We start from the raw sequence: 21900 nt of genomic DNA, 5'->3' as shown, positions 1-21900 counted from the left end.
GTGTCAGCGACATTCATGCTGACTGATGCGCCGCTATCGCGAGCAGGCTCGCTCCCACAGGGGATGTGCATGGTTCAGGGGTTAGCGTCTGTCTGGGGCAGCAGTTGCACGCCCAAGTACAACGCCAGCATGCCGTCCAGTCGCAACGGATCAACCCCACTCAACTCGGCAATCCGCTCCATGCGATAGCGCAGGCTGTTGCGATGGATGCCCAGTGCATCGGCGCAGGCCTGGCTCTGGCCGTCGTGTTCGCACCAGCTGCGCAGGGTTGCCAGCAACTGGCCGTTGCTGTCCTTGGCAATGACCTTGCGCAGCGGATTGAGCAATTCATCGAGGGCGTCGTCGTTGCGGTGGCGCCAGAGCATCACCGGCAACCGATAGCGGTTGAGCGTCAGCAATCGGGAGCGCGGCAACACTTCGCGCCCGTAGGCCAGCAAGTCACCGACCCGGCGATAGCAGCGCCGCAAGCCGGAAAGTCCATCGGCCTGCCCGCCCACGGCAATGCGCAGGATGTTCCAGCCCAGGCCGTCGAGCTTGTCCAGCAAGCGCTCGTTCTCCACCGACTGGCTCGCCGGCCGGCACCAGAGCAACGAGGTCTTGGCCGAGCTCACGCACCAACTGTCCGGGTGGCGGGTGGTCAACCAGGCGCTGAGCGCCTCGACGGTTTGCCCTGGCGCATGCTCCAGGCCCAGTTCGAACAGGTACGGTACCCGGGTCATCTGGGGCTTGAGGCCCAACTGCTGCGCTTCATCGACCAGGCGCGGAGCATCCCCGGCTTCGCTGAGCAACAACGCCAGCAGATCATCGCAGCGCTGGCGCCGCCATTGCTGTTCGGCCTGCTGATTGCGCTGGCCCACCAGCATTTCGGCGGTCATGCGCACCAGCTCGGCGTAGGTGCGCAGTTGCTCGGGTTCGCCGGTGATGCCCAATACGCCGATCAGGCGCTGGTCGAGCATCAACGGCAAGTTGATGCCCGGCTGCACGCCCTTGAGATGAATCGCCGTCTGCGCATCGATCTCCACCACCCGGCCATTGGCCAGGACCAGTTGCGCGCCTTCATGCCGGGTGTTGACCCGCTCCGGCTCGCCGCTGCCCAGGATCAAGCCCTGGCTGTCCATGACGTTGACGTTGTACGGCAGGATGGCCATCGCCCGGTCGACGATGTCCTGGGCCAGGTCGTGATCGAGTTCGAACATGCAAGTGATCCTTGAAGACGGTGATGGAGCGGGTTGTTCACCCGCACAGGCCTTGGTTGCAAACCCTGTGCTCAGGCACAAAGACAGCCACCCGGAGGGTGGTCGAGACTCTCTGGGCGATCAACGTTACCCTTTGCATCGCAAAAAATCATAATAAAGAGAGAGCCGCCATGACACAGAGCGCCGTAGCGTCCGACGCCATCGCTGACGACAAAAACGCCGTCTACAAGCGCATTACCCTGCGCTTGATCCCCTTCATTTTCATCTGCTACCTGTTCAACTACCTCGACCGGGTAAACGTTGGATTTGCCAAACTGCAGATGCTCGACGCGCTGAAGTTCAGCGAAACCGTATACGGCCTCGGCGCCGGCATTTTCTTTATCGGCTACGTACTGTGCGGCGTGCCAAGCAACCTGGCCCTGACCAGGTTCGGCCCACGGCGCTGGATCGCACTGATGATGATCACTTGGGGCACCCTGTCGACCTGTCTGCTGTTCGTCACCACGCCGACCGAGTTCTATACCCTGCGCCTGTTCACCGGCGCGGCCGAAGCCGGGTTCTTCCCGGGTGTGGTGTTGTACCTCTCGCAGTGGTTCCCGACCTTCCGCCGTGGCCGCATCATGGCCTTGTTCATGTCGGCGATCCCGGTCTCCGGCCTGCTCGGCAGCCCGTTCTCCGGCTGGATTCTCAACCACTTCGCCGCAGGTCAAGGCGGCCTCGCTGGCTGGCAGTGGATGTTCCTGCTGCAAGGCATTCCCACCGTCATCCTGGGTGCGCTGGCTTACTTCCTGCTCAGCGACAGCTATGCCAACGCCAAGTGGCTGACCCCGTTCGAGCGCTCGGTGCTGGAAGCCGACCACGCTGAAGACCTGGCCAACAAGCCGAAAACCACCACCGATTCGCTACTGGCGGTGTTCAAGAACCCGGCGATCTGGGCCTTCGGCCTGATCTATTTCTGCATCCAGAGTGGCGTGTACGCGATCAACTTCTGGCTGCCGTCGATCATCAAGAACCTGGGCTTCAGCGATAACCTGGTGATCGGCTGGCTCAGTGCGATTCCGTATCTGCTGGCCGCGGTGTTCATGCTGGTCGTGGGTCGCTCGGCGGACCTGCGCCAGGAACGTCGCTGGCATTTGGTAGTGCCGATGCTGATGGGGGCATTGGGGCTGCTGATCGCGGTGAACTTCGCCGCCAACCCGGCCATCGCCATTCTCGGCCTGACCATCGCCACCATGGGCGCCCTCACCGGCCTGCCGATGTTCTGGCCAGTGCCGACCGCCCTGCTCAGCGCGGGTGCCGCGGCTGGCGGCCTGGCGCTGATCAACTCCATGGGACAGATGGCCGGCTTCCTCAGCCCGTACCTGGTGGGTTGGGTCAAGGACAGCACTGGTTCGACCGATGCGGCGCTGTACCTGCTGGCGGGTGTGATCGTCTGCGGCAGTTTGCTGGCGTTGCGCATGACCCGTACCCTGCGCGCCTAAGCACCACCTGACCACTGTAGGAGCGAGCCTGCTCGCGATGGACGTCAACGATAACGCGTTTATCCTGGATAAACGTGGTGTCCTGCAGTTCTTCGCGAGCAGGCTCGCTCCTACAGTTTGATTCGAGTGTGCTTGAGATTTGCGTTTGCTCCCGGCAATGGTTCTGGTATCTGATTGGACCTTTCCCACTGGTAAAAGGATTTGCTCATGAGCTACCGCACGCTGGGTCAATCGGGTCTGCAGGTGTCCACCCTGACCCTGGGTACCATGATGTTCGGCGAACAGACCAGCACCGAAGATTCCCTGCGAATCATCGACAAGGCCTGGGACCAGGGCATCAACTTCATCGACACCGCCGACGTCTACACCAACGGCCGCTCCGAAGAAATCGTCGGCGAGGCCATCGCCAGCCGCCGCCATGAATGGGTGCTGGCGACCAAGGTCGGCTTCGGTCCCGTGGACGGCGTCCCCAACCGCAGCGGCTTGAGCCGCAAGCATCTGTTCAACGGCATCGATGCCAGCCTGACGCGCCTGGGCACCGACTACCTCGACATCTATTACCTGCACCGCGAAGACCACAACACGCCGCTGGAGGTCACGGTCTCGGCCATCGGCGACTTGATCCGCCAAGGGAAAATCCGTTACTGGGGCCTGTCCAATTACCGTGGCTGGCGCATCGCCGAAGTCATTCGCGTGGCCGACAAGCTTGGCGTTGACCGGCCGGTGATCAGCCAGCCGCTGTACAACATCGTCAACCGCCAGGCTGAAACGGAGCAGATCACGGCCGCGCAAAACTACGGTCTTGGCGTGGTGCCCTACAGCCCGCTGGCGCGCGGGGTGCTCAGTGGCAAATACGCGCCGGATGTGAAACCTGATGCCGACAGCCGTGCCGGACGCCAGGACAAACGCATCCTGGAAACCGAATGGCGTGTCGAATCCCTGCGCATCGCTCAGCAGATCCAGCAGTACACCCAGGAGCGCGGTGTGGGCATCGTCGAGTTCGCGATTGCCTGGGTGCTGAACAACAGCGCCGTGACCTCGGCCATTGTCGGGCCGCGTACCGAAGCGCAATGGGACGCCTACACTAAGGCGCAGGCGGTGAAGATCACGGCCGAGGACGAGGCGTTCATCGATTCGCTGGTGACACCGGGACATGCGTCGACACCGGGGTTCAATGATGTGAGCCATTTTGTGTCAGGGCGTAAACCGCACAGTACCTGACACAACACAAAACCCATTGTAGGAGTGAGCCTGCTCGCGATAGCGGTACTACATTCAACAGAGATGTTGGATGACAGATCGCCATCGCGAGCAGGCTCACTCCTACAATGGGTCCGTGTTGATCGATGGGTCAATATTCGTCCCGAAAACCACGTATCCTGCGCCCCCCGTTTCACCTTCAACCTCGCGAGGACAGCTTGTCTAAAGGTATCGCTCTATCGGTTTCAGCCTCGGTGCTGTTTGCCGTCATGTATTACTACACGTCGCTGCTCACCCCCTTGAGCGGTGTGGAAATCTTCGGCTGGCGCATGCTGCTGACCGTCCCGTGCATGACCGTGTTCATGGTGGTGTCCGGGGAATGGAAGCGCGTGCTGGAGATCGTTCGGCGCGCCAAGTCCAATCCGAAACTGATGGGCGCGCTGATCGCCTCCTCTGCCCTGCTCGGCGTGCAATTATGGCTGTTCATGTGGGCGCCGTTGAACGGCTACAGCCTCGACGTATCACTGGGCTATTTCCTGCTGCCGCTGACCATGGTCCTGACCGGCCGCCTGGCCTACGGTGAACGCCTGTCGTACCTACAAAAAGTCGCCGTGGTGTTCGCCTGCCTGGGGGTGGTCAACGAGGTGTATCAGGTCGGTGGTTTTTCCTGGGCGACCTTGCTGGTCTGCATTGGCTATCCAACCTACTTCATCCTGCGCAAACGGCTGGCGGCGGACAACCTCGGCGGGTTATGGCTGGACATGGCGTTGACCCTGCCGGTGGCCTTCTGGTTCGTCCAGAGCGGCGCGCAAGGTTTTGGTGTGTTTGATCAGCATCCATGGTTGTCGCTGTTGATCCCGATGCTCGGCGTGATCAGCGCATCGGCACTGGTGATCTACATCATTGCCAGTCGCCTGCTGCCGTTCAGCCTGTTCGGCTTGTTGAGCTATGTCGAACCGGTGTTGCTGCTGGGCGTGGCGTTGCTATTGGGAGAAAGCATCAAGGCCGGCGAATGGCTGACCTACATCCCGATCTGGATGGCGGTGCTGGTGCTGGTGTTCGAAGGGTTCAAGCATCTGGTGCGCCAGCGCAGGTCTTAAGTACACGCAAAACAATTGTAGGAGCGAGCCTGCTCGCGATGGCGTCTTCAGACTCAACATAGATATTGGCTGACAGATAGCTATCGCGAGCAGGCTCGCTCCTACGGTTACTACATCTGCAAGGATTTAGTCGGTAGAGAGAACACCACGACGAACCTGGTCACGCTCGATGGATTCGAACAGCGCCTTGAAGTTGCCTTCGCCGAAACCGTCGTCGCCCTTGCGCTGGATGAACTCGAAGAACACCGGCCCCATCAGGGTTTCCGAGAAGATCTGCAGCAGCAGACGCTTGTCGCCCGACTCGGACGAACCGTCCAGCAAAATGCCCCGCGCCTGCAGTTGGTCCACCGGCTCGCCGTGGTTCGGCAAACGGCCTTCGAGCATTTCGTAGTAGGTTTCCGGCGGCGCGGTCATGAAGCGCATGCCGATGCTTTTCAGGTGGTCCCAGGTCTTGATCAGGTCATCGGACAGGAACGCAACGTGCTGGATGCCCTCGCCGTTGAACTGCATCAGGAACTCTTCGATCTGCCCGGCGCCCTTGGACGACTCTTCGTTCAGCGGGATGCGGATCATGCCATCGGGTGCGGTCATGGCCTTGGAAGTCAGGCCGGTGTATTCGCCCTTGATGTCGAAGTAGCGGATTTCGCGGAAGTTGAACAGTTTCTCGTAGAAGTTGGCCCAGTAGGCCATGCGACCGCGATACACGTTGTGGGTCAGGTGATCGATGATCTTCAGGCCGGCACCGACCGGATGGCGGTCGACACCTTCGATGAACACGAAGTCGATGTCATAGATCGAACTGCCTTCGCCGAAACGGTCGATCAGGTACAGCGGCGCACCACCGATGCCTTTGATGGCCGGCAGGTTCAGTTCCATCGGGCCGGTTTCGATGTGGATCGGCTGGGCGCCGAGCTCCAGGGCACGCTTGTAGGCTTTTTGCGAATCCTTGACGCGAAACGCCATGCCGCACACCGACGGACCGTGCTCGGCCGCGAAGTATGAGGCCACGCTGTGGGGTTCGTTGTTGAGGATCAGGTTGATCGCGCCCTGGCGATACAGGTGCACGTCCTTGGAACGGTGGGTCGCCACCTTGGTGAAGCCCATGATCTCGAAGATCGGCTCCAGGGTGTTCGGGGTCGGCGATGCGAGTTCGATGAATTCAAAGCCCATCAGGCCCATTGGGTTTTCGTATAAATCTGCCATGGTCGGCGCCTCATCATTTTTTATCAATTAACAAAGGTTAGTTGTAAGCAATGCTGAGACCGGTGGGTGGCGCACAGGAGATGCCCCGCACACTGCGGGCGAGAAAGTCACCGTAGATCAGTTGAAACCCGAATATCTTCATTATCGACCCAAGGCTCTTGCGGGCGAGGCTTCTGCTGCCAGAAGACGATTATTATTGTATGCGTAAACCGATTCTACACAGCGTAAATCAGTTTGTCCGCCTTCTGTATCAAATCCCCTTTTTCCATGCCCGCGCAAGGGGTTTGTTGCAGAGGAAAATCCCCGCCAGGATCAGCCCGCCACCCAGGCACATGGCCAGCGTCAGCGGCTCATCCAGCAGCAGCGAGCCAAGGATCACCGCCGTCAACGGATTCAAGGCAATGAACACCCCGGAACGGGTTGCGCCGATTTTGCGGATGCCGTCGTAATAGCCGATGTACGCCAGCGCCGATCCCAGCACGCCCAGGTACAAAAGGCTCAGCCATTGCTGCGCATCGAGGTTGGCGATCGCGACGACACTCACCTCACCGCGCACGATGCAGGTCATCCAGAGCATGACGGTGCCCAGCAAGATCGACCAGGTCACCGTTTGCACCGGTCCCAGGGTGTGGTTCAGCTCTTTGGAGAACAGCGAGTAGACACCCCAGCCGAGGACACAGCCAAAAATCAACAAGTCCCCAAGCCAGGTGTCGGCACCGCCGGCCAGTAGTTGCGGGTCACGACTAAAGATCACCATGCTCGCGCCCGCCATGCAGACCGCAATGCCGACGACCTTGGCCCGGTTCAAACGCTCCTTGAACAGCAGCCAGGAAGCCAGGCCGATCACCGCCGGGTTCAGCGCCACGATCAAGGACGCCCGTGAAGCGTTGATGTAATGCAGGCCGTAAAAGAAGCACAGGTTGTAGAAAAAGATCCCGAAAAAGCCAAGCAATGACAATTGCAGCCATTGCCGGGGGCTGGGCCGGACCAGCGGTGTCCGCGCCATGTGCACAAACAGCAGCAACGCCACGCTGGCCAGCAGAAACCGCAGGCTGGCCGCCAGTAACGGACTGAGGCCGCCAGCCAGATAGCGCCCGGCGACGAAGGTGCCACCCCATACCATGGTGACTGCCGCCAGTTTCAGGTACACCGGCAGATTCGAGGATTTTGACAGGCCTTGCTCGCAGATGGTCATGGATTCCAGGTCCGGATGTCAGAGAGATGCCGTATCATTCGACTAATCCCCAGTCATCGTAAAATGAGCAATCACTCATGACCCTCACTCAACTGGAGATTTTCTCCCTGGTCGCCGAACTCCAAGGCTTCACGGCAGCAGCCAATCGCCTGGGTATTTCCCAATCGGCGGTGTCCCATGCGTTGAAGTCCCTGGAGCTGGAGCTGGGTGTCGAGTTGTTGCGCCGGCATCAATCCCGGGTCGAATTGAGCGACATTGGCCAGCAGTTGCTGCTGCGCGCCCGGGCGATGCTCGGCCTGGCCAACACCCTGCGCCAGGAAGCGGCCGATGCGCGGGGCATGAAACGCGGCACGCTGCGCATCGGCTCCTTCGGGCCGACTTCATCGATCAAATTGCTGCCGTTGATTCTGCAGCAGTACCGCGCGGCCCATCCCGGCATCGAGGTGCATATCGACGAAGGCCCCGACCGCCAGGTGCTCCAGTGGCTGGAGGAACGTCGGATCGACATCGGCTTTGTGGTGCTGCCCGAGGAGCGTTTCGACACGGTCTCGTTGATCCAGGACCAGATGGTCGCGCTGCTGCCCCAAGGCCATCCGCTGGCGGATCACGACAGCCTGAGCCTGAAGGACCTGTGCGATTCCCCGTTCGTGCTGACCGAAGCCGGTTCTTCGGAGCTGGTTTCACGCCTGTTCACGGCGGCCCGACTGACGCCCAACATCCGTTATCGCTGCTCGCAGTTGATCAGCACCCTGGATGTCGTCGCTCGTGGCGATGCAGTGACGGTGGTTGCCGAGGGTTCATTGCCCGATCAGGTTGACCGCCGCTGGGTGAAAAAACCGCTGTCGCCGGTGGTGTTGCGCGAGGTCGGCCTGGCGGTGCTCGATCGACGCCAGGCATCACCCGCGACGCTGGCCTTTATCAAGCTGGCCGAAAGCCTGGACTTGCATTGAGCGGCATAACCGCCAACGGCCAACTATCATGGACCATACCCGAACTCTTCACGGGAGGCGTTTTTGCCCCGCCATCAATTGAGAGCCTTACTTCTTCGTGACAGGACTCGCGAATGCCGCTGAAAGCCAAAACCCGCAGTCGCAGAAAAAGAATGGCGGTCACCCTGATCAGTGGATTGCTCCCGATGCTGCTGGGGGCCGCCATTCTTTACATGCAAGCAGGGCGTGCGCTCAAACAAGACACCGAACAAACCGCCGAAGAAGCGATTCGCCAGTTCGACCTGATGCTCGACAACACCGCCCAGGCCGCGCGTGAATTGCTGCCGTTGGCCGGCCAAAGTTGCGCTGATGTCAAACTGGCGCTGCGCGAGCAGGTCACCCGCCGCCCCTTCGTTCGCTCAACCAATCTGGTGTGGGACAACAACCTCTATTGCAGCTCTCTGTTCGGCGACTACCAGGAGACGGTCAACCCCGGTGACTACACCCAGGGCGCCTTATGGCTCATGAACGGCAATCCGGTAACGCCCAACACCGCCTTGCTGGTGTACCGCCTGAGCGAAGGCAAAAAAGGCGCGCTGACAACCCTCGACGGTTATCACTTGAGCAATATCCTGCGCCTGATCGGCCGCAAGACCTTGCTGTTGCTGCAAGTTGGCCCGGACTGGTTGTCCGCCGACGGCAAGTTTCATACCGGCGCCGTGCCTGAGTTGCCCGTTGCGCAAAGTCGTTTGACCTCCAGGCACTATGCGTTTGCCGTGGAAGCGGGTTTCCCCAAAGGCGAAACCTGGCGATACATGAGCAGCGAATATCCGCCGCTGTTCAGCCTGCTGATTTTCTTCGGCGTGATTGCCGGGGCAATTGGTCACTTCCTGCAAAAGCGCTCATCGTCACCCACCTATGAAATGCAGCGGGCACTGGAAGCTTCAGAGTTCATTCCGTATTTCCAGCCCGTGGTCCAGGGCGACAGCAAAAGCTGGTCCGGCGCTGAAGTGCTGATGCGCTGGCAACACCCGAAGGAAGGCCTGGTGCGTCCGGATCTGTTCATTCCGTTTGCCGAGCACTCCGGGCTGATCGTACCAATGACCCGCTCGCTGATGCGACAAACCGCCGCCCTGCTCGCACCGCGATCAGCCAGCTTCAACAAGCCGTTTCACATTGGCATCAACATCACCGCCAGCCATTGCCAGGACCTGGAACTGGTGAGGGATTGCCGCGAGTTTCTCGATGCGTTCGAGCCGGGCTCGATCCATCTGGTACTGGAACTGACCGAACGTGAACTGATCGAGCCCACGGCCATTACCCTGCAACTGTTCGAGCAACTTCGCGAACTGGGCGTGAAAATCGCCATCGACGACTTCGGCACGGGCCACTCAAGCCTTGGCTACCTGCGACAGTTCAATGTCGATTTTCTGAAAATCGACCAGAGCTTTGTCGCCATGATCGGCATCGACACGCTCTCGAGCCACCTCTTGGACAGCATCATCGAACTGGCGGCCAAACTCGATCTTGCCCTGGTGGCCGAAGGTGTCGAAACCCGCGAGCAGAGTGATTACCTGAGCATTCGTCAGGTCAACTTCCTGCAAGGTTACCTTTACGGCAAACCCATGCCCGGGGCGGAGTTCATTAGTGCATTAAGCAAGCATTAACTCGCAAATTCAATCGCCAAAACAAACGATTACCCGCACCAATTTGAATCAAAACACTACTGACGTTACATGAAGAAAAAGACAGGATTTACTCTTGGACAATTAACTACTACAATTTTTCATGCCTGCGCTAAATTGGCAGGTGAGCCACTATCACCGAGTCGCTTCAAGGCTCTTGGCTTATAGCTTTGTTTGCGGTTGGTCTCAGCCAAACACACTATTGGAGTAAAGATATTGTCCAGACTCGCTGAATTTCGTGCAGCCGAAAAGGCCCTTCAAGAACAGCTCAAGCAGTTGGAATCCCTGAAGAACGATGCCGGGCTCAAGAAAGAAATCGAATTCGAAGAAAAGCTCCAGGGCTTGATGAAAACCTATGGCAAGAGCCTGCGCGACATCATCGCCATTCTCGACCCTAACCCGGCAAAATCCGGCCTGTTGCAGGCAGCAGCCCCTAAAACCCGCCGCGCCCGTGTGGTCAAGGTTTATCAGAACCCGCACACCGGCGAGCTGATTGAAACCAAGGGCGGCAACCACCGCGGCCTGAAAGCCTGGAAAGAACAGTACGGTGCAGCCACCGTTGATTCCTGGTTGCGCGGCTAACTCTTGCGGCGACAAAAAAGCCCTGCTCATGCAGGGCTTTTTCATGGGCCATCTAAAACCTGAAGGCGGACACCGCACAATTATCGAACTGCCAGCAACTTTGTGCTTAATCCATTTGGATATCTAAAATTTTCTTCATGCATCGAAAAAGCACTGTCGCGCACTAAAGTTTCAAGCTGTTACGGGCAGCGTCTATTTCGCCCTGGCTCGCCTTATAAGCCTCAGCCTGCCCTGCGTAGGAAAGAACATAGGCCTTATCGGCATCCACTGCGGCCACCAATGTTTGAGAAAGCACATGCCTGCCGTTTTGCGTGATGGTGCAGGTTGTTTCCAGCGCGGCCAATCGACTCAAGGTCGTCGAATGAATGCGCGTGCAGACACTTTGATACCCGCCCTGAAAGAAGTCTTTTTGAACCGACTTGCGCATCTCCAGCAATACGCCTTCGAGGTTTACCCGGTGATCGCTTTGCACCGGGCTCATGGTCAGTTCCATCACCATGAGCGGCGATCCATTCTGATCATTTTTCACCGCCCGCTGGCGACTGACCCCCGACGCCGACTCAGGCACTTCTTCGACCTGCCAGCCTTCCGGCCAGGTGACTACTGGCGCATCTGCACGAGCAACGCCAGCCAGCGAAAACACGCTTAGCAGGATGAACAGCAGATTAGGGAGTCGAATCATCGCAACGGGCACTCAAGGATCAAGCCGTAAAGTCTGGGCCCAGGCCGGCTGTCAGGCAATAGCCGACTGTTTGGGTTTGGTGATGTCCGAACCCTTGCGTATCATTGTCACCATTCGTTAGCCCACATATTTCCCGGAGGGCCCATGAGCCTGCACGAATTGAACACATTCCCCGGCGTCACCGCCCAACCGGACACCGCTACACAGAATTTTGTCTTCAACCACACCATGCTGCGGGTCAAGGACATCACCAGGTCTCTGGACTTCTACACACGCATCCTGGGTTTTACCCTGGTGGAAAAACGCGATTTCCCGGAAGCCGAATTCAGCCTTTATTTCCTGGCACTGGTGGACAAGAACCAGATCCCGGCGGACGCCGCCGCACGCACCGAGTGGATGAAATCGATCCCCGGCATTCTGGAACTGACTCACAACCACGGCACAGAGAACGATGCGGATTTCGCCTACCACAATGGCAACACCGACCCACGCGGTTTCGGCCACATCTGCATTTCGGTACCGGACATCGTCGCCGCCTGCGAGCGCTTTGAAGCACTGGGCTGCGATTTCCAGAAACGCCTGAGCGATGGCCGCATGAAGAGCCTGGCGTTCATCAAGGACCCGGACGCCTACTGGGTCGAGATCATTCAGCCCGCACCGCTCTAAAATCCGCCACAAACCCACTGTAGGAGCGAGCCTGCTCGCGATAGCGCCAGTCCATACAAAATTGATGTGACTGACCGTTCCGCTTTCGCGAGCAGGCTCGCTCCTACAGAGGCACACCGCGCATGGCGGGCACAAAAAAACCCCATGATCGCTCATGGGGTTTTGTGTTTTCAGTGCCGGGGTTTATGCCGGTGCAGAAGTGCGGATCAAGTGATCGAAGGCACTCAGTGAAGCCTTGGCGCCCTCGCCCACCGCGATCACGATCTGCTTGTACGGCACCGTGGTCACGTCGCCGGCGGCGAACACCCCCGGCACCGACGTTTCACCGCGAGCGTCGACGATGATCTCGCCACGGGGCGACAACTCGATGGTGCCCTTGAGCCAATCGGTATTAGGCAACAAACCGATCTGCACAAAGATCCCTTCCAGTTCCACACTGCGCAATTCGTCACTCTGACGATCCCTGTAGCGCAGGCCGTTGACCTTCTGGCCATCGCCGGTGACTTCAGTGGTTTGCGCACTGGTGATCACGGTGACGTTCGGCAGGCTGTGCAACTTGCGCTGCAATACCGCATCGGCTCGCAACTGCACGTCGAACTCCAGCAGCGTGACATGGGACACGATACCGGCCAGGTCGATGGCCGCTTCGACGCCGGAGTTGCCGCCGCCAATCACCGCCACGCGCTTGCCCTTGAACAGCGGGCCGTCACAGTGCGGGCAGTACGCCACGCCCTTGTTGCGGTACTGCTGCTCACCCGGCACGTTCATTTCACGCCACCGCGCGCCGGTTGCGAGGATCACGGCCCTGGCCTTGAGCTTCGCGCCGCTGGCGAAGTGGACTTCGTGCACCTGACCGTCTTTGCCAGCGATCAATTTGTCTGCGCGTTGCAGATTCATGATATCCACGTCGTACTGCTTGACGTGCTCTTCCAGGGCCACGGCCAGTTTCGGCCCTTCGGTTTCCTGCACCGAGATGAAGTTTTCGATGGCCATGGTGTCCAGCACCTGCCCACCAAAACGCTCGGCCGCAACGCCAGTACGGATGCCTTTGCGGGCCGCGTAGATGGCCGCCGAAGCACCGGCCGGACCACCGCCGACCACCAGCACGTCAAAGGTTTCCTTGGCGCTGATCTTCTCGGCCTGACGTTCGGCGCCGCGGGTGTCGATCCTGGCGAGGATTTCTTCCAGGCCCATGCGGCCCTGGCCGAAGTTCACACCGTTGAGGTAGATGCTGGGGACCGCCATGATCTGGCGCTCATCGACTTCAGCCTGGAACAGCGCGCCATCGATGGCGACGTGGCGAATGTTCGGGTTCAGTACCGCCATCAGGTTCAGCGCCTGGACCACGTCCGGGCAGTTCTGGCAGGACAGCGAGAAGTAAGTCTCGAAGTTGAACTCACCCTTGAGCGAGCGTATCTGTTCGATCACTTCGGCACTGGCTTTGGACGGGTGACCGCCGACCTGCAGCAAGGCCAGCACCAAGGACGTGAATTCGTGGCCCATCGGGATGCCGGCGAAACGCAGGCTGATATCGGCCCCGGGGCGATTGATCGAGAACGACGGCTTGCGTGCATCATCGCCATTGTCGAGCAAGGTAATCTGGGTAGAAAGACTGGCAACGTCTTTCAACAGTTCGAGCATTTCCCGGGATTTCGCACCGTCGTCGAGGGAAGCAACGATCTCGATCGGCTGGGTGACCCGTTCCAGGTACGATTTCAACTGGGCTTTAAGATTGGTGTCCAACATACGGGCGATTTCCTTGAATTCTTGAGACAAAAAAACGCCCGAGCGAATCTCGCCCGGGCGTTTTTATTGGGCGGTGCAGCTTGCTTAGAAGGTGCGCAAGTGCGCCCTGATGAAGCGCGTCACAGACTTAGATCTTGCCGACCAGGTCCAGTGACGGCGCCAGAGTGGCCTCGCCTTCTTTCCACTTGGCCGGGCAAACCTGGCCTGGGTGAGCAGCGACGTACTGGGCAGCCTTGATCTTGCGCAGCAGCTCGGAAGCGTCACGACCTACACCGCCGTCGTTCAGTTCAACGATCTTGATCTGGCCTTCAGGGTTGATCACGAAGGTGCCACGGTCAGCCAGGCCTGCTTCTTCGATCAGCACGTCGAAGTTGCGGGAGATGGCGTGGGTCGGGTCGCCGATCATGGTGTACTGGATCTTGCCGATGGCTGGCGAAGTGTTGTGCCAGGCAGCGTGGGCGAAATGGGTGTCGGTGGAAACGCTGTAGATCTCGACGCCCAGTTTCTGGAATGCGTCGTAGTTGTCGGCCAGGTCTTCCAGCTCGGTCGGGCAGACGAAGGTGAAGTCGGCCGGGTAGAAGAACACCACAGACCACTTGCCTTTGAGGTCAGCGTCCGAGACTTTTACGAAGTCGCCATTTTTGAATGCGTCAGCTTTGAACGGTTTAACTTGGCTGTTGATGATAGGCATCGTTGACTCTCCGTCAGGGGTTAAGAAGTTGATGGAGAGAACTTTACCCACTCGACGGACGGTTGACTCATTGGCAAACCTGATGCTGCTGATTGGCTTTCGCTATTAGCCAGCGGTATTAATAGAAGAAACCGGTATCTAGGACTCCACCGGCTTTTCCGTGATGCGCGCCATGCCGAGGAACGGACTGGTTTCGATGTAACGCATGGCTGACTTCATGTCTTTCCAGCCCACATAGCTCATCAGCGACTTCAAATCCCAGCCACTCTGATGCGCCCAGGTGGCAAAACCGCGACGCAAGGAGTGACTGGTGTAAAGCTCGCCAGCGATACCTGCTCGGGCCAACGCCTGACGCAATAACGGAATCACACTGTTGGCGTGCAATCCCTCCTCGCCCAGATGCCCCCAGCGGTCGATGCCACGGAACACCGGCCCCCGCACCAGTGCCGCCTCGGTAATCCAGTCGATATAAGCCTGCACCGGACACAAGCGTTGCAAGGCTGGCGTCTGATAGGTCTTGCCGAGGTTGTCGCGATCACTCTTGCTGCGCGGCAGATAGAGACTGATGCCGGAACCGGCGCTGGCCTGCACGTGTTCCACCTGAAGCCGACACAACTCATCGCTACGAAAGCCGCGCCAGAAGCCCAGCAGGATCAAGGCCATGTCGCGCCTGGCCCGCAGCAAACCCGCTCGGTCGCCTGCGGCCATGGCGACTTGCACTTCCAGCTCCAGACAACTGACCACCTGCTCCAGATGCTGAAGCTGCAAGGGTTCGGCTTGTTTTTCCTGGGCCGGGTGCAGCGCGCGAATGCCCTTGAACACCTTGCGCACCACCGGCGCCTTGGTGGGATCGGCAAAACCCTGGCTGTTGTGCCACTGGGCCAATGCCGACAAGCGCAGCTTCAGCGTATTGATCGACAACACCCCGGCATGGGCCACCAGGTAGCGCGCCACGCTATCGCCGGTGGCCGGCAGAAAACCGCCCCACGTCACTTCGAAGTGTTCGATGGCTGCCCGATAGCTGCGACGGGTGTTGTCGCGTGTCGCGGCTTGCAGGTAACGATCCAGCTCGGTCATGGGGTCAACTCTTGAATTCATACTGCTTTAACGGGTCAAAAATCGGCATTGGGTGTATCACACGGGGTAATACCAGTATATCCCGTGTCAGTTACATTCAACATTTAACTTTATGAATTGAATGGTACAATGTGTATTTTCGTGGTACGTACCACATCATCAAAACCCGGGAGATCTCATGGCACGCGGCGGTGTAAATAAAGCGGTGGTTCAAGCCGCTCGGTTGGCGATCCTCGCCCGCGGCGAAAACCCCAGCATCGATGCCGTACGCATCGAGATGGGCAATACCGGCTCGAAAACCACGATTCATCGCTACCTCAAGGAGCTCGATGACAGGGTCGAACCTGTCGAAGCTCCGTCGGAACCGATCGACGACGAACTGATGGCGTTGGTGGCGCGGCTCGCACAGAGACTCAAGGAGCAGGCGCAAGAACCCATCGACCAGGCACGCACGCAGTACGAGGAACAACGCAAAGCGCTGGATAACCAGCTCAGCGAAGCGCAAGAGGCCAACAGCGAACTGCACCAGCAATACGAATTTCAAAGCCTGGCGCTGACCCAGGAATCCGAGGCCCTGCAAGAAACCCGCGCCCTGCTGCAAACGGAGCAGACCCGCAACGCCGGGCTGAACCAGGCGCTGGCCGATTTCGAATTGCGCTTGAAAGACAAGGACGAGCAGATCCGCTCCCTTGAAGAAAAGCACCTGCACACTCGCGACGCGCTGGAGCACTACCGCAATGCGGTCAAGGAACAGCGCGAACAGGAAATGAGTCGCCATGAAGGCCAGGTGCAACAGTTACAGATGGAACTGCGCCAGGCACAACAAAGCGCGCTGGTGCGCCAGGATGAAATCACCCAATTGCACCGTGACAATGAGCGCTTGCTAACTGAAAACCGCGGCACCCTGCGAGAACTGAGCCTGCTGCAAGAGCAGCTCAAGCAAAGCAATACCCGTCAGGACCAGTTGCTGGAACAGGCCACCCGCGTTGACGGCGAGCGCACCCTCCTCCAGGAACGCCTGCGGGTCGCCCTGCTGGAAAGCCAGGCACTCAAACAGAACGTCGACGAGCAGTCGCAGCTCAACAGGTCACTGGAAATGGATCTGGCCAAGACCCGGGCGGATCTGGAAGAACGCGTGCGTCTGGCCGCGACCCTTGCGGCAGCGGCAGACGCAGCGAAGGACGTTTAACCGGCGACCGGCGTACGCATGGTGACGAACTCTTCGGCGGCCGTCGGGTGCACCCCGATAGTTTCGTCGAAGTCGCGCTTGGTGGCGCCGGCCTTCAAGGCAATCGCCAGGCCCTGAACGATTTCACCGGCTTCCGGGCCGACCATGTGGCAACCCAGGACCTTGTCGGTCCTGGCGTCCACCACCAGTTTCATCAGCGTGCGCTCCTGGCACTCGGTCAGGGTCAGCTTCATCGGCCGGAAGCGGCTTTCGAAGATCTGCACCTCGTGGCCGGCTTCGCGAGCCTCCTCCTCGGTCAAACCCACGGTGCCGATGTTCGGCAGGCTGAACACCGCCGTCGGGATCATCTTGTAATCCACCGGACGATACTGTTCCGGCTTGAACAGGCGTCGCGCCACCGCCATGCCTTCAGCCAGGGCCACCGGTGTCAGCTGAACACGGCCGATCACATCGCCCAGTGCCAGGATCGACGGCTCGGCGGTCTGATACTGCTCATCGACCTCGACAAAGCCTTTCCCGTCGAGTTTGACCCCGGTGTTTTCCAGCCCAAGATTGTCCAGCATCGGACGACGACCCGTGGCGTAGAACACGCAATCGGCTTCCAGCTGGCGACCATCCTTGAGCGTGACCTTCAGGCTGCCATCGGCCTGCTTGTCAATACGCTCGATATCCGCATTGAATTGCAGGTCCATGCCGCGCTTGGTCAACTCTTCCTGCAAATGCTTGCGCACGGAACCGTCGAAGCCGCGCAGGAACAATTCGCCGCGATACAGCAGCGTGGTCTTGGCACCCAAGCCGTGGAAGATCCCGGCGAACTCGACCGCAATGTAACCGCCGCCCACCACCAGCACGCGCTTGGGCAGCTCTTTGAGGAAGAACGCCTGGTTGGAACTGATGGCATGCTCGTGCCCCGGAATCTCCGGAATCTGCGGCCAGCCGCCGGTGGCGATCAGGATGTTTTTGGCGGTAAAGCGCTCGCCATTGATCTCGACCTGATGCGGGTCGACGATCTTCGCGTGGCCTTCATGCAAGGTCACGCCGCTGTTGACCAGCAGATTGCGATAGATGCCATTGAGGCGATTGATCTCGCGGTCCTTGTTGGCGATCAACGTCGGCCAGTCGAACTGCGCCTCATCCAGGCTCCAGCCAAAACCGGAAGCCTGCTCGAAGTCTTCGGCGAAGTGCGCACCGTAGACCAGCAATTTTTTCGGCACGCAGCCGACGTTCACGCAGGTCCCGCCCAGATAGCGGCTCTCGGCCACGGCCACTTTCGCGCCAAACCCGGCGGCAAACCGCGCAGCCCGCACACCGCCGGAACCGGCACCAATCACATAAAGGTCAAAATCGTAGGCCATTTTCAATCTCCTCGGCAGGCCAACAGCATACCTGCGGACGGCCGCTGAGCAAGCATTGTGCTGAAATGCGCGGCCCAATCTTCGTTTTCGATCAATGCCCCTCTGCAGATTGCGTTTTCGATGTCCCCAGAGTGCGCCAAGCAATCAAAATCGCCATGAGTGCCAAGCCGAACGTCACCCAAGAAACCAAACCGATTCCACCTTCGAATGCCCTTCCCGCCTGCGCCATCAATTCCCTTGCTTGATCACCTGACAAGTCTGCCGCCACATGATAGGCGCCAGACAGCGTCTCACTCGCCAGCATCATCTGCACTTCGCTCAGGAACCCCGGAAGCTGCAATGCACCGCGATAGTAGGCGGTGACGACACCGCCGAGCACTGTCGTCCCCAAAACCACACCCACTTCATAGGCCGTTTCGCTAATGGCAGACGCGGCGCCCGCCTTTGCCGGTGGTGCGGCTGACAAAATCACATCATTGGACACCGTCGCGATCGCGCCCACGCCAATGTTCAACAAGGCAAAAGCCACCACTAGAACGGTCAGGCTACTGCCCATGCTGGCGACCAGCAAAAACGCCGCTCCAGCAAACGCCATCAAAATCGGTATCAGCACATGCACCTGTAATCGCTGTGCGACAGGCACGACCGCCATCCCCACCACAATCGCCATGACCTGACCAGGAATCAACGCGAGACTAGCACTCAAGGGCGACATCTGAAGAACGATCTGCAGGAACTGAGTGGTAAAGAATACGAAGCCGACTAGAAACGCGAGACTCATCAAATTGATCGCGACAGAGCCGCTAAAGGTGCCACTGCGGAATAGAGTCAGGTCCATCAGCGGCACTGGCAGACGTAACTGTCGACGCACAAACATCCAGCCCGCAACTGCGCCTACTGCAAACGCTGTCAGTGCCATCCAGTCGATACCAATACTGGCACTGTGTTTAATGCCATAAACGATGGCACCAAGGGCAAGCATCGATTGCAAGATGCTAATTGGATCAAGCGGTCCTGAAGCATCTCGCTCGGATTCGGGCAACAACATTGGGCCCAATATCAGCAGTGGCACCAACACGGGCACCGCCAACAGGAAAATCGCCCCCCAACTGAAGAACTCCAGCAATACACCGCCCACCAAAGGACCGAGTGCCGAACCTACTGTCAATGTCGTTGCCCAGATCGCGACTGCCAACCTGCGTTCTTCTCGGTCCTCGAACACCGAACGTATCAACGCCAATGTCGAGGGCATCAGCATTGCACCGAAAACGCCCATACAAGCTCGCCCGGCAATCAGTTGCGCGGCGGTATCGGAATACGCGGTTAGCACCGACACAATCGCAAAACCCAAGGACCCGGCCAACAACAACTTACGATGACCGACACGATCTCCCAGACTACCCATCGACACCAGCAACCCCGCCAATACCAGCGAATAAACATCGATCATCCACAACTGCTGGCTAGCGCTAGGGCGCAGGGCCTCGGCAATTTTTGGCAATGCGAATCCAAGCACCGTATTGTCAATTGTTACCAGCAGTACAGGCAGCATCAGTACGCTTAAAGCCAACCACCGTTTTAGGGTCACGCTTCCTGTTAACGCCATTCACGAAACTCCATTTCCTCATAAAACCCCAGCGACTTTAAGCGCGCCCTTGGCCTGACATCAGTCACGTCGGGCAAGCCGGCTCTTGCACACTTCATTTAATACAGCGGTTTTTAGCCGCAACAATCATCGTTTTCGCCGGTAATTAACAAATCAGGATTTTCTTTCGTATCTCCTACCGATGGATGTCAGGCGATACCTACCTTTCGCTCTCCTGCGTAACTGAGTCCGCACAAAAGCAAACGCCCCGAACGAAGTCGGGGCGTTTGCTTGATCCCTCATCTGTGTTTTCACACAGAACGAAGTTCGATTTCCAACACGAGCAACTCAGGCGATCAGTACGCCTTGCCCGTCTTGTAGAAGTTCTCGAAGCAGAAGTTGGTCGCGTCGATGTAGCCTTCGGCGCCGCCGCAGTCGAAACGCTTGCCCTTGAACTTGTAGGCCATCACGCAGCCGTTCTGGGCCTGTTTCATCAGGGCGTCGGTGATCTGGATTTCACCACCCTTGCCTGGCTCGGTCTGTTCGATCAGGTCGAAGATGTCCGGGGTCAGGATGTAGCGGCCGATGATGGCCAGGTTCGACGGTGCGTCTTCCGGCTTTGGTTTTTCAACCATGCTGTGTACGCGGTAGATGTCGTCGCGGATCATCTCGCCGGCGATTACACCGTACTTGCTGGTCTCTGACGGATCGACTTCCATGATCGCGACGATCGAGCAGCGGAACTGCTTGTAGAGCTTGACCATCTGGGTCAGTACGCCATCACCTTCGAGGTTGACGCACAGGTCGTCCGCCAGTACCACGGCGAACGGTTCGTCACCGATCAGTGGACGGCCGGTGAGGATCGCGTGGCCCAGGCCTTTCATTTCGGTCTGGCGGGTGTAGGAGAACGAGCACTCGTCGAGCAGCTTGCGGATGCCGACCAGGTATTTCTCCTTGTCGGTGCCCTTGATCTGGTTTTCCAGCTCGTAGCTGATGTCGAAGTGATCTTCCAGGGCGCGCTTGCCGCGACCGGTGACGATGGAGATTTCGGTCAAACCGGCATCCAGTGCTTCTTCGACGCCGTACTGGATCAGTGGCTTGTTCACCACCGGCAGCATTTCTTTGGGCATGGCTTTAGTCGCTGGCAGGAAGCGAGTACCGTAACCGGCTGCTGGGAACAAGCATTTCTTGATCATATAAGTCCTTGAAAGGGCTGTGTGTACGAGTTTCGGCGCAGTCTAATCAGGCGGCGGGCACCTTACAATGCCCCGCGCTGGCTAACCGATGTCAACATAGAGAAATATTCCTGCCGATAGTTCCCTGCGAGAGTGCGCAGGTCGCTGCACAGCCTCTTATGCATAGCAGAGACCTGCGCAAATGCACGGTTTTCTAGCGCCCGGAACCAACCACCATACGCCCATCGGCACCCCTTGAGTGCGTTTGGCGGTATCATGGCGCGATTGAACCAGACAACGAGGCAAGTAGATGTCGGCAGTAAAAAGCGTCAACGGATTTCTGATCAATCAGGAGAAGGACGGCCAATGGTGGGTGGCCAGTGTTGCTGGTGAAAATATCGCAGGGCCTTTCCCTTCCGAAGCCCTGGCAATCGAAGTGGCCTCGGTGCTGGAGCTTGAGCACCCGGAACCCAAGCGACGCGGCAAGGACAACAGCTGATCGATGCCCGATGGGAAAAGCCCTGCCAGTGAGCAGGGCTTTTTCATGATCACCGAAAAAGAAGTGGCCTTTCGCTATAACCTTTTGCCTGGGACGCTGTCTCAGCCTTAGCCCACCCCCCCCTGACGGTTATCAAGCCATGAATAAAGTTTTGCCTTTGCTAACGGTATTGGCCCTGAGCGGCTGCGCAACGTCGGAACCAACCTACCTGGCTAACGGAGAGCAAGGCCTGTCGATTGACTGCTCCGGGGAAGCCAACTCCTGGGCTGCGTGCTACGAAAAGGCCGATGCGTCCTGCGCGGGCACCGGCTACAAGATTGTCGGGACCGATGGCACCCCCGCGCTCAAAGAGAGCGAAAAGACCCTCGGCGCCGATGTCGGCAACTACAAGAGCCGCAACGTGGTGGTGATCTGCAGGTAAGGCGCCACGCCCTACAGATGGATTTCGGCGAATTTGATTCCAAGCCCGCGCACGGTATCGATCAGATCATCAAGGCGGCTGAAGGACTCGACTTCATCATTGTCATCCACCAGGAAATAGCTGCGCCCGGCGCTTTTCTTGAAAAACACGATCCATTCCCCCAGCTCCGCCGGGTTCTGAATCACATGGGTGGCAGAGATCAAACCCTCTGCGTGACGCTCCCGGACCTGCTCTCGCTTCATG

General features: G+C 58.6%; 21 protein-coding genes. 10 read left to right on the top strand and 11 right to left on the bottom strand.

The genetic code is table 11. From position 1 onward, the window contains the following. Nucleotides 1-74: 74 nt before the first annotated feature. Complete coding sequence (locus AC3ITA_RS12890; RefSeq protein WP_150673950.1) at nucleotides 75-1196, bottom strand: sugar diacid recognition domain-containing protein; 1122 nt, start codon at nucleotides 1194-1196, stop codon at nucleotides 75-77. A 170-nt stretch (nucleotides 1197-1366) separates the two neighbouring features. On the opposite strand from AC3ITA_RS12890, the gene AC3ITA_RS12885 reads away from it, so the two are divergent. From AC3ITA_RS12885 to rarD, 3 genes are all read left to right on the top strand, one after another. Continuing rightward, nucleotides 1367-2677, top strand: a complete 1311-nt coding sequence (locus AC3ITA_RS12885) for an MFS transporter (RefSeq protein WP_150673951.1) — start codon at nucleotides 1367-1369, stop codon at nucleotides 2675-2677. Nucleotides 2678-2884: 207 nt separating this feature from the next. Then, entirely contained in the window at nucleotides 2885-3898 is a 1014-nt protein-coding gene (locus AC3ITA_RS12880) for an aldo/keto reductase (protein WP_095945073.1), read from the top strand. Nucleotides 3899-4095: 197 nt separating this feature from the next. Continuing rightward, the gene (gene rarD / locus AC3ITA_RS12875) at nucleotides 4096-4977 is read left to right on the top strand and encodes an EamA family transporter RarD (protein WP_150673953.1); all 882 of its coding nucleotides are present in this window, start codon (nucleotides 4096-4098) and stop codon (nucleotides 4975-4977) included. A gap of 126 nt (nucleotides 4978-5103) precedes the next feature. On the opposite strand, the gene hppD is transcribed toward rarD, so the two are convergent. Beyond that, entirely contained in the window at nucleotides 5104-6180 is a 1077-nt protein-coding gene (gene hppD, locus AC3ITA_RS12870) for a 4-hydroxyphenylpyruvate dioxygenase (RefSeq protein ID WP_057714671.1), read from the bottom strand. Between the two features lie 250 nt (nucleotides 6181-6430). Continuing rightward, nucleotides 6431-7375: a DMT family transporter gene (locus AC3ITA_RS12865; protein ID WP_489280516.1), complete on the bottom strand. Its 945-nt coding sequence runs from the start codon at nucleotides 7373-7375 to the stop codon at nucleotides 6431-6433. Between the two features lie 77 nt (nucleotides 7376-7452). Here AC3ITA_RS12865 and AC3ITA_RS12860 point away from each other — a divergent pair, with 77 nt between their 5' ends. The 3 genes from AC3ITA_RS12860 to AC3ITA_RS12850 all read left to right on the top strand — a co-directional run bounded on the left by AC3ITA_RS12860 (nucleotide 7453) and on the right by AC3ITA_RS12850 (nucleotide 10571). Next, a complete protein-coding gene (locus AC3ITA_RS12860) occupies nucleotides 7453-8325 on the top strand; it encodes a LysR family transcriptional regulator (protein ID WP_095945070.1) in 873 nt (290 codons plus the stop codon). 113 nt (nucleotides 8326-8438) lie between these two features. Continuing rightward, complete coding sequence (locus AC3ITA_RS12855; RefSeq protein ID WP_489280514.1) at nucleotides 8439-9971, top strand: EAL domain-containing protein; 1533 nt, start codon at nucleotides 8439-8441, stop codon at nucleotides 9969-9971. A gap of 234 nt (nucleotides 9972-10205) precedes the next feature. Continuing rightward, nucleotides 10206-10571 carry a histone-like nucleoid-structuring protein, MvaT/MvaU family gene (locus tag AC3ITA_RS12850; protein WP_008051761.1) on the top strand — a complete coding sequence of 122 codons (366 nt, stop codon included), beginning with the start codon at nucleotides 10206-10208 and terminating at the stop codon, nucleotides 10569-10571. A 163-nt stretch (nucleotides 10572-10734) separates the two neighbouring features. Here AC3ITA_RS12850 and AC3ITA_RS12845 read toward each other — a convergent pair whose 3' ends face one another. Next, nucleotides 10735-11253 carry a DUF4946 domain-containing protein gene (locus tag AC3ITA_RS12845; protein WP_414927551.1) on the bottom strand — a complete coding sequence of 173 codons (519 nt, stop codon included), beginning with the start codon at nucleotides 11251-11253 and terminating at the stop codon, nucleotides 10735-10737. A gap of 144 nt (nucleotides 11254-11397) precedes the next feature. Here AC3ITA_RS12845 and gloA point away from each other — a divergent pair, with 144 nt between their 5' ends. After that, on the top strand, nucleotides 11398-11919 hold the full coding sequence (gloA, locus tag AC3ITA_RS12840) for a lactoylglutathione lyase (RefSeq protein WP_489280512.1): 522 nt from the start codon (nucleotides 11398-11400) through the stop codon (nucleotides 11917-11919). 183 nt (nucleotides 11920-12102) lie between these two features. Here gloA and ahpF read toward each other — a convergent pair whose 3' ends face one another. The 3 genes from ahpF to AC3ITA_RS12825 all read right to left on the bottom strand — a co-directional run bounded on the left by ahpF (nucleotide 12103) and on the right by AC3ITA_RS12825 (nucleotide 15433). Continuing rightward, nucleotides 12103-13665 carry an alkyl hydroperoxide reductase subunit F gene (gene ahpF, locus AC3ITA_RS12835; RefSeq protein ID WP_489280510.1) on the bottom strand — a complete coding sequence of 521 codons (1563 nt, stop codon included), beginning with the start codon at nucleotides 13663-13665 and terminating at the stop codon, nucleotides 12103-12105. 127 nt (nucleotides 13666-13792) lie between these two features. Then, on the bottom strand, nucleotides 13793-14356 hold the full coding sequence (gene ahpC / locus AC3ITA_RS12830) for an alkyl hydroperoxide reductase subunit C (RefSeq protein WP_007975937.1): 564 nt from the start codon (nucleotides 14354-14356) through the stop codon (nucleotides 13793-13795). A gap of 138 nt (nucleotides 14357-14494) precedes the next feature. Continuing rightward, entirely contained in the window at nucleotides 14495-15433 is a 939-nt protein-coding gene (locus AC3ITA_RS12825; protein ID WP_150673958.1) for a site-specific integrase, read from the bottom strand. Between the two features lie 178 nt (nucleotides 15434-15611). On the opposite strand from AC3ITA_RS12825, the gene AC3ITA_RS12820 reads away from it, so the two are divergent. Beyond that, entirely contained in the window at nucleotides 15612-16622 is a 1011-nt protein-coding gene (locus tag AC3ITA_RS12820) for a DNA-binding protein (RefSeq protein WP_489280508.1), read from the top strand. Here the strand turns inward: AC3ITA_RS12820 and gorA are convergent. The 3 genes from gorA to galU form a co-directional block, all read right to left on the bottom strand. Continuing rightward, complete coding sequence (gene gorA, locus AC3ITA_RS12815; protein ID WP_414927547.1) at nucleotides 16619-17977, bottom strand: glutathione-disulfide reductase; 1359 nt, start codon at nucleotides 17975-17977, stop codon at nucleotides 16619-16621. The two genes, AC3ITA_RS12820 and gorA, sit on opposite strands and share 4 nt — an antisense overlap. 91 nt (nucleotides 17978-18068) lie before the next feature. Then, a complete protein-coding gene (locus tag AC3ITA_RS12810) occupies nucleotides 18069-19583 on the bottom strand; it encodes an MFS transporter (RefSeq protein WP_150673961.1) in 1515 nt (504 codons plus the stop codon). A gap of 335 nt (nucleotides 19584-19918) precedes the next feature. Next, entirely contained in the window at nucleotides 19919-20758 is an 840-nt protein-coding gene (gene galU / locus AC3ITA_RS12805) for a UTP--glucose-1-phosphate uridylyltransferase GalU (RefSeq protein ID WP_095945062.1), read from the bottom strand. A gap of 289 nt (nucleotides 20759-21047) precedes the next feature. Here galU and AC3ITA_RS12800 point away from each other — a divergent pair, with 289 nt between their 5' ends. Together AC3ITA_RS12800 and AC3ITA_RS12795 are read left to right on the top strand one after the other, a co-directional pair. Further along, nucleotides 21048-21236, top strand: a complete 189-nt coding sequence (locus tag AC3ITA_RS12800; protein WP_095945061.1) for a hypothetical protein — start codon at nucleotides 21048-21050, stop codon at nucleotides 21234-21236. A gap of 139 nt (nucleotides 21237-21375) precedes the next feature. Beyond that, a complete protein-coding gene (locus AC3ITA_RS12795; protein ID WP_095945060.1) occupies nucleotides 21376-21657 on the top strand; it encodes a hypothetical protein in 282 nt (93 codons plus the stop codon). 11 nt (nucleotides 21658-21668) lie between these two features. On the opposite strand, the gene AC3ITA_RS12790 is transcribed toward AC3ITA_RS12795, so the two are convergent. Next, on the bottom strand, nucleotides 21669-21899 hold the full coding sequence (locus tag AC3ITA_RS12790) for a hypothetical protein (protein ID WP_046038394.1): 231 nt from the start codon (nucleotides 21897-21899) through the stop codon (nucleotides 21669-21671). Nucleotide 21900 lies beyond the last annotated feature (1 nt).

Source organism: Pseudomonas sp. GL_090, assembly GCF_057837765.1.
Note: the sequence above shows the minus strand (reverse complement) of the source record. Positions and strands in the feature narration are given on the sequence as shown.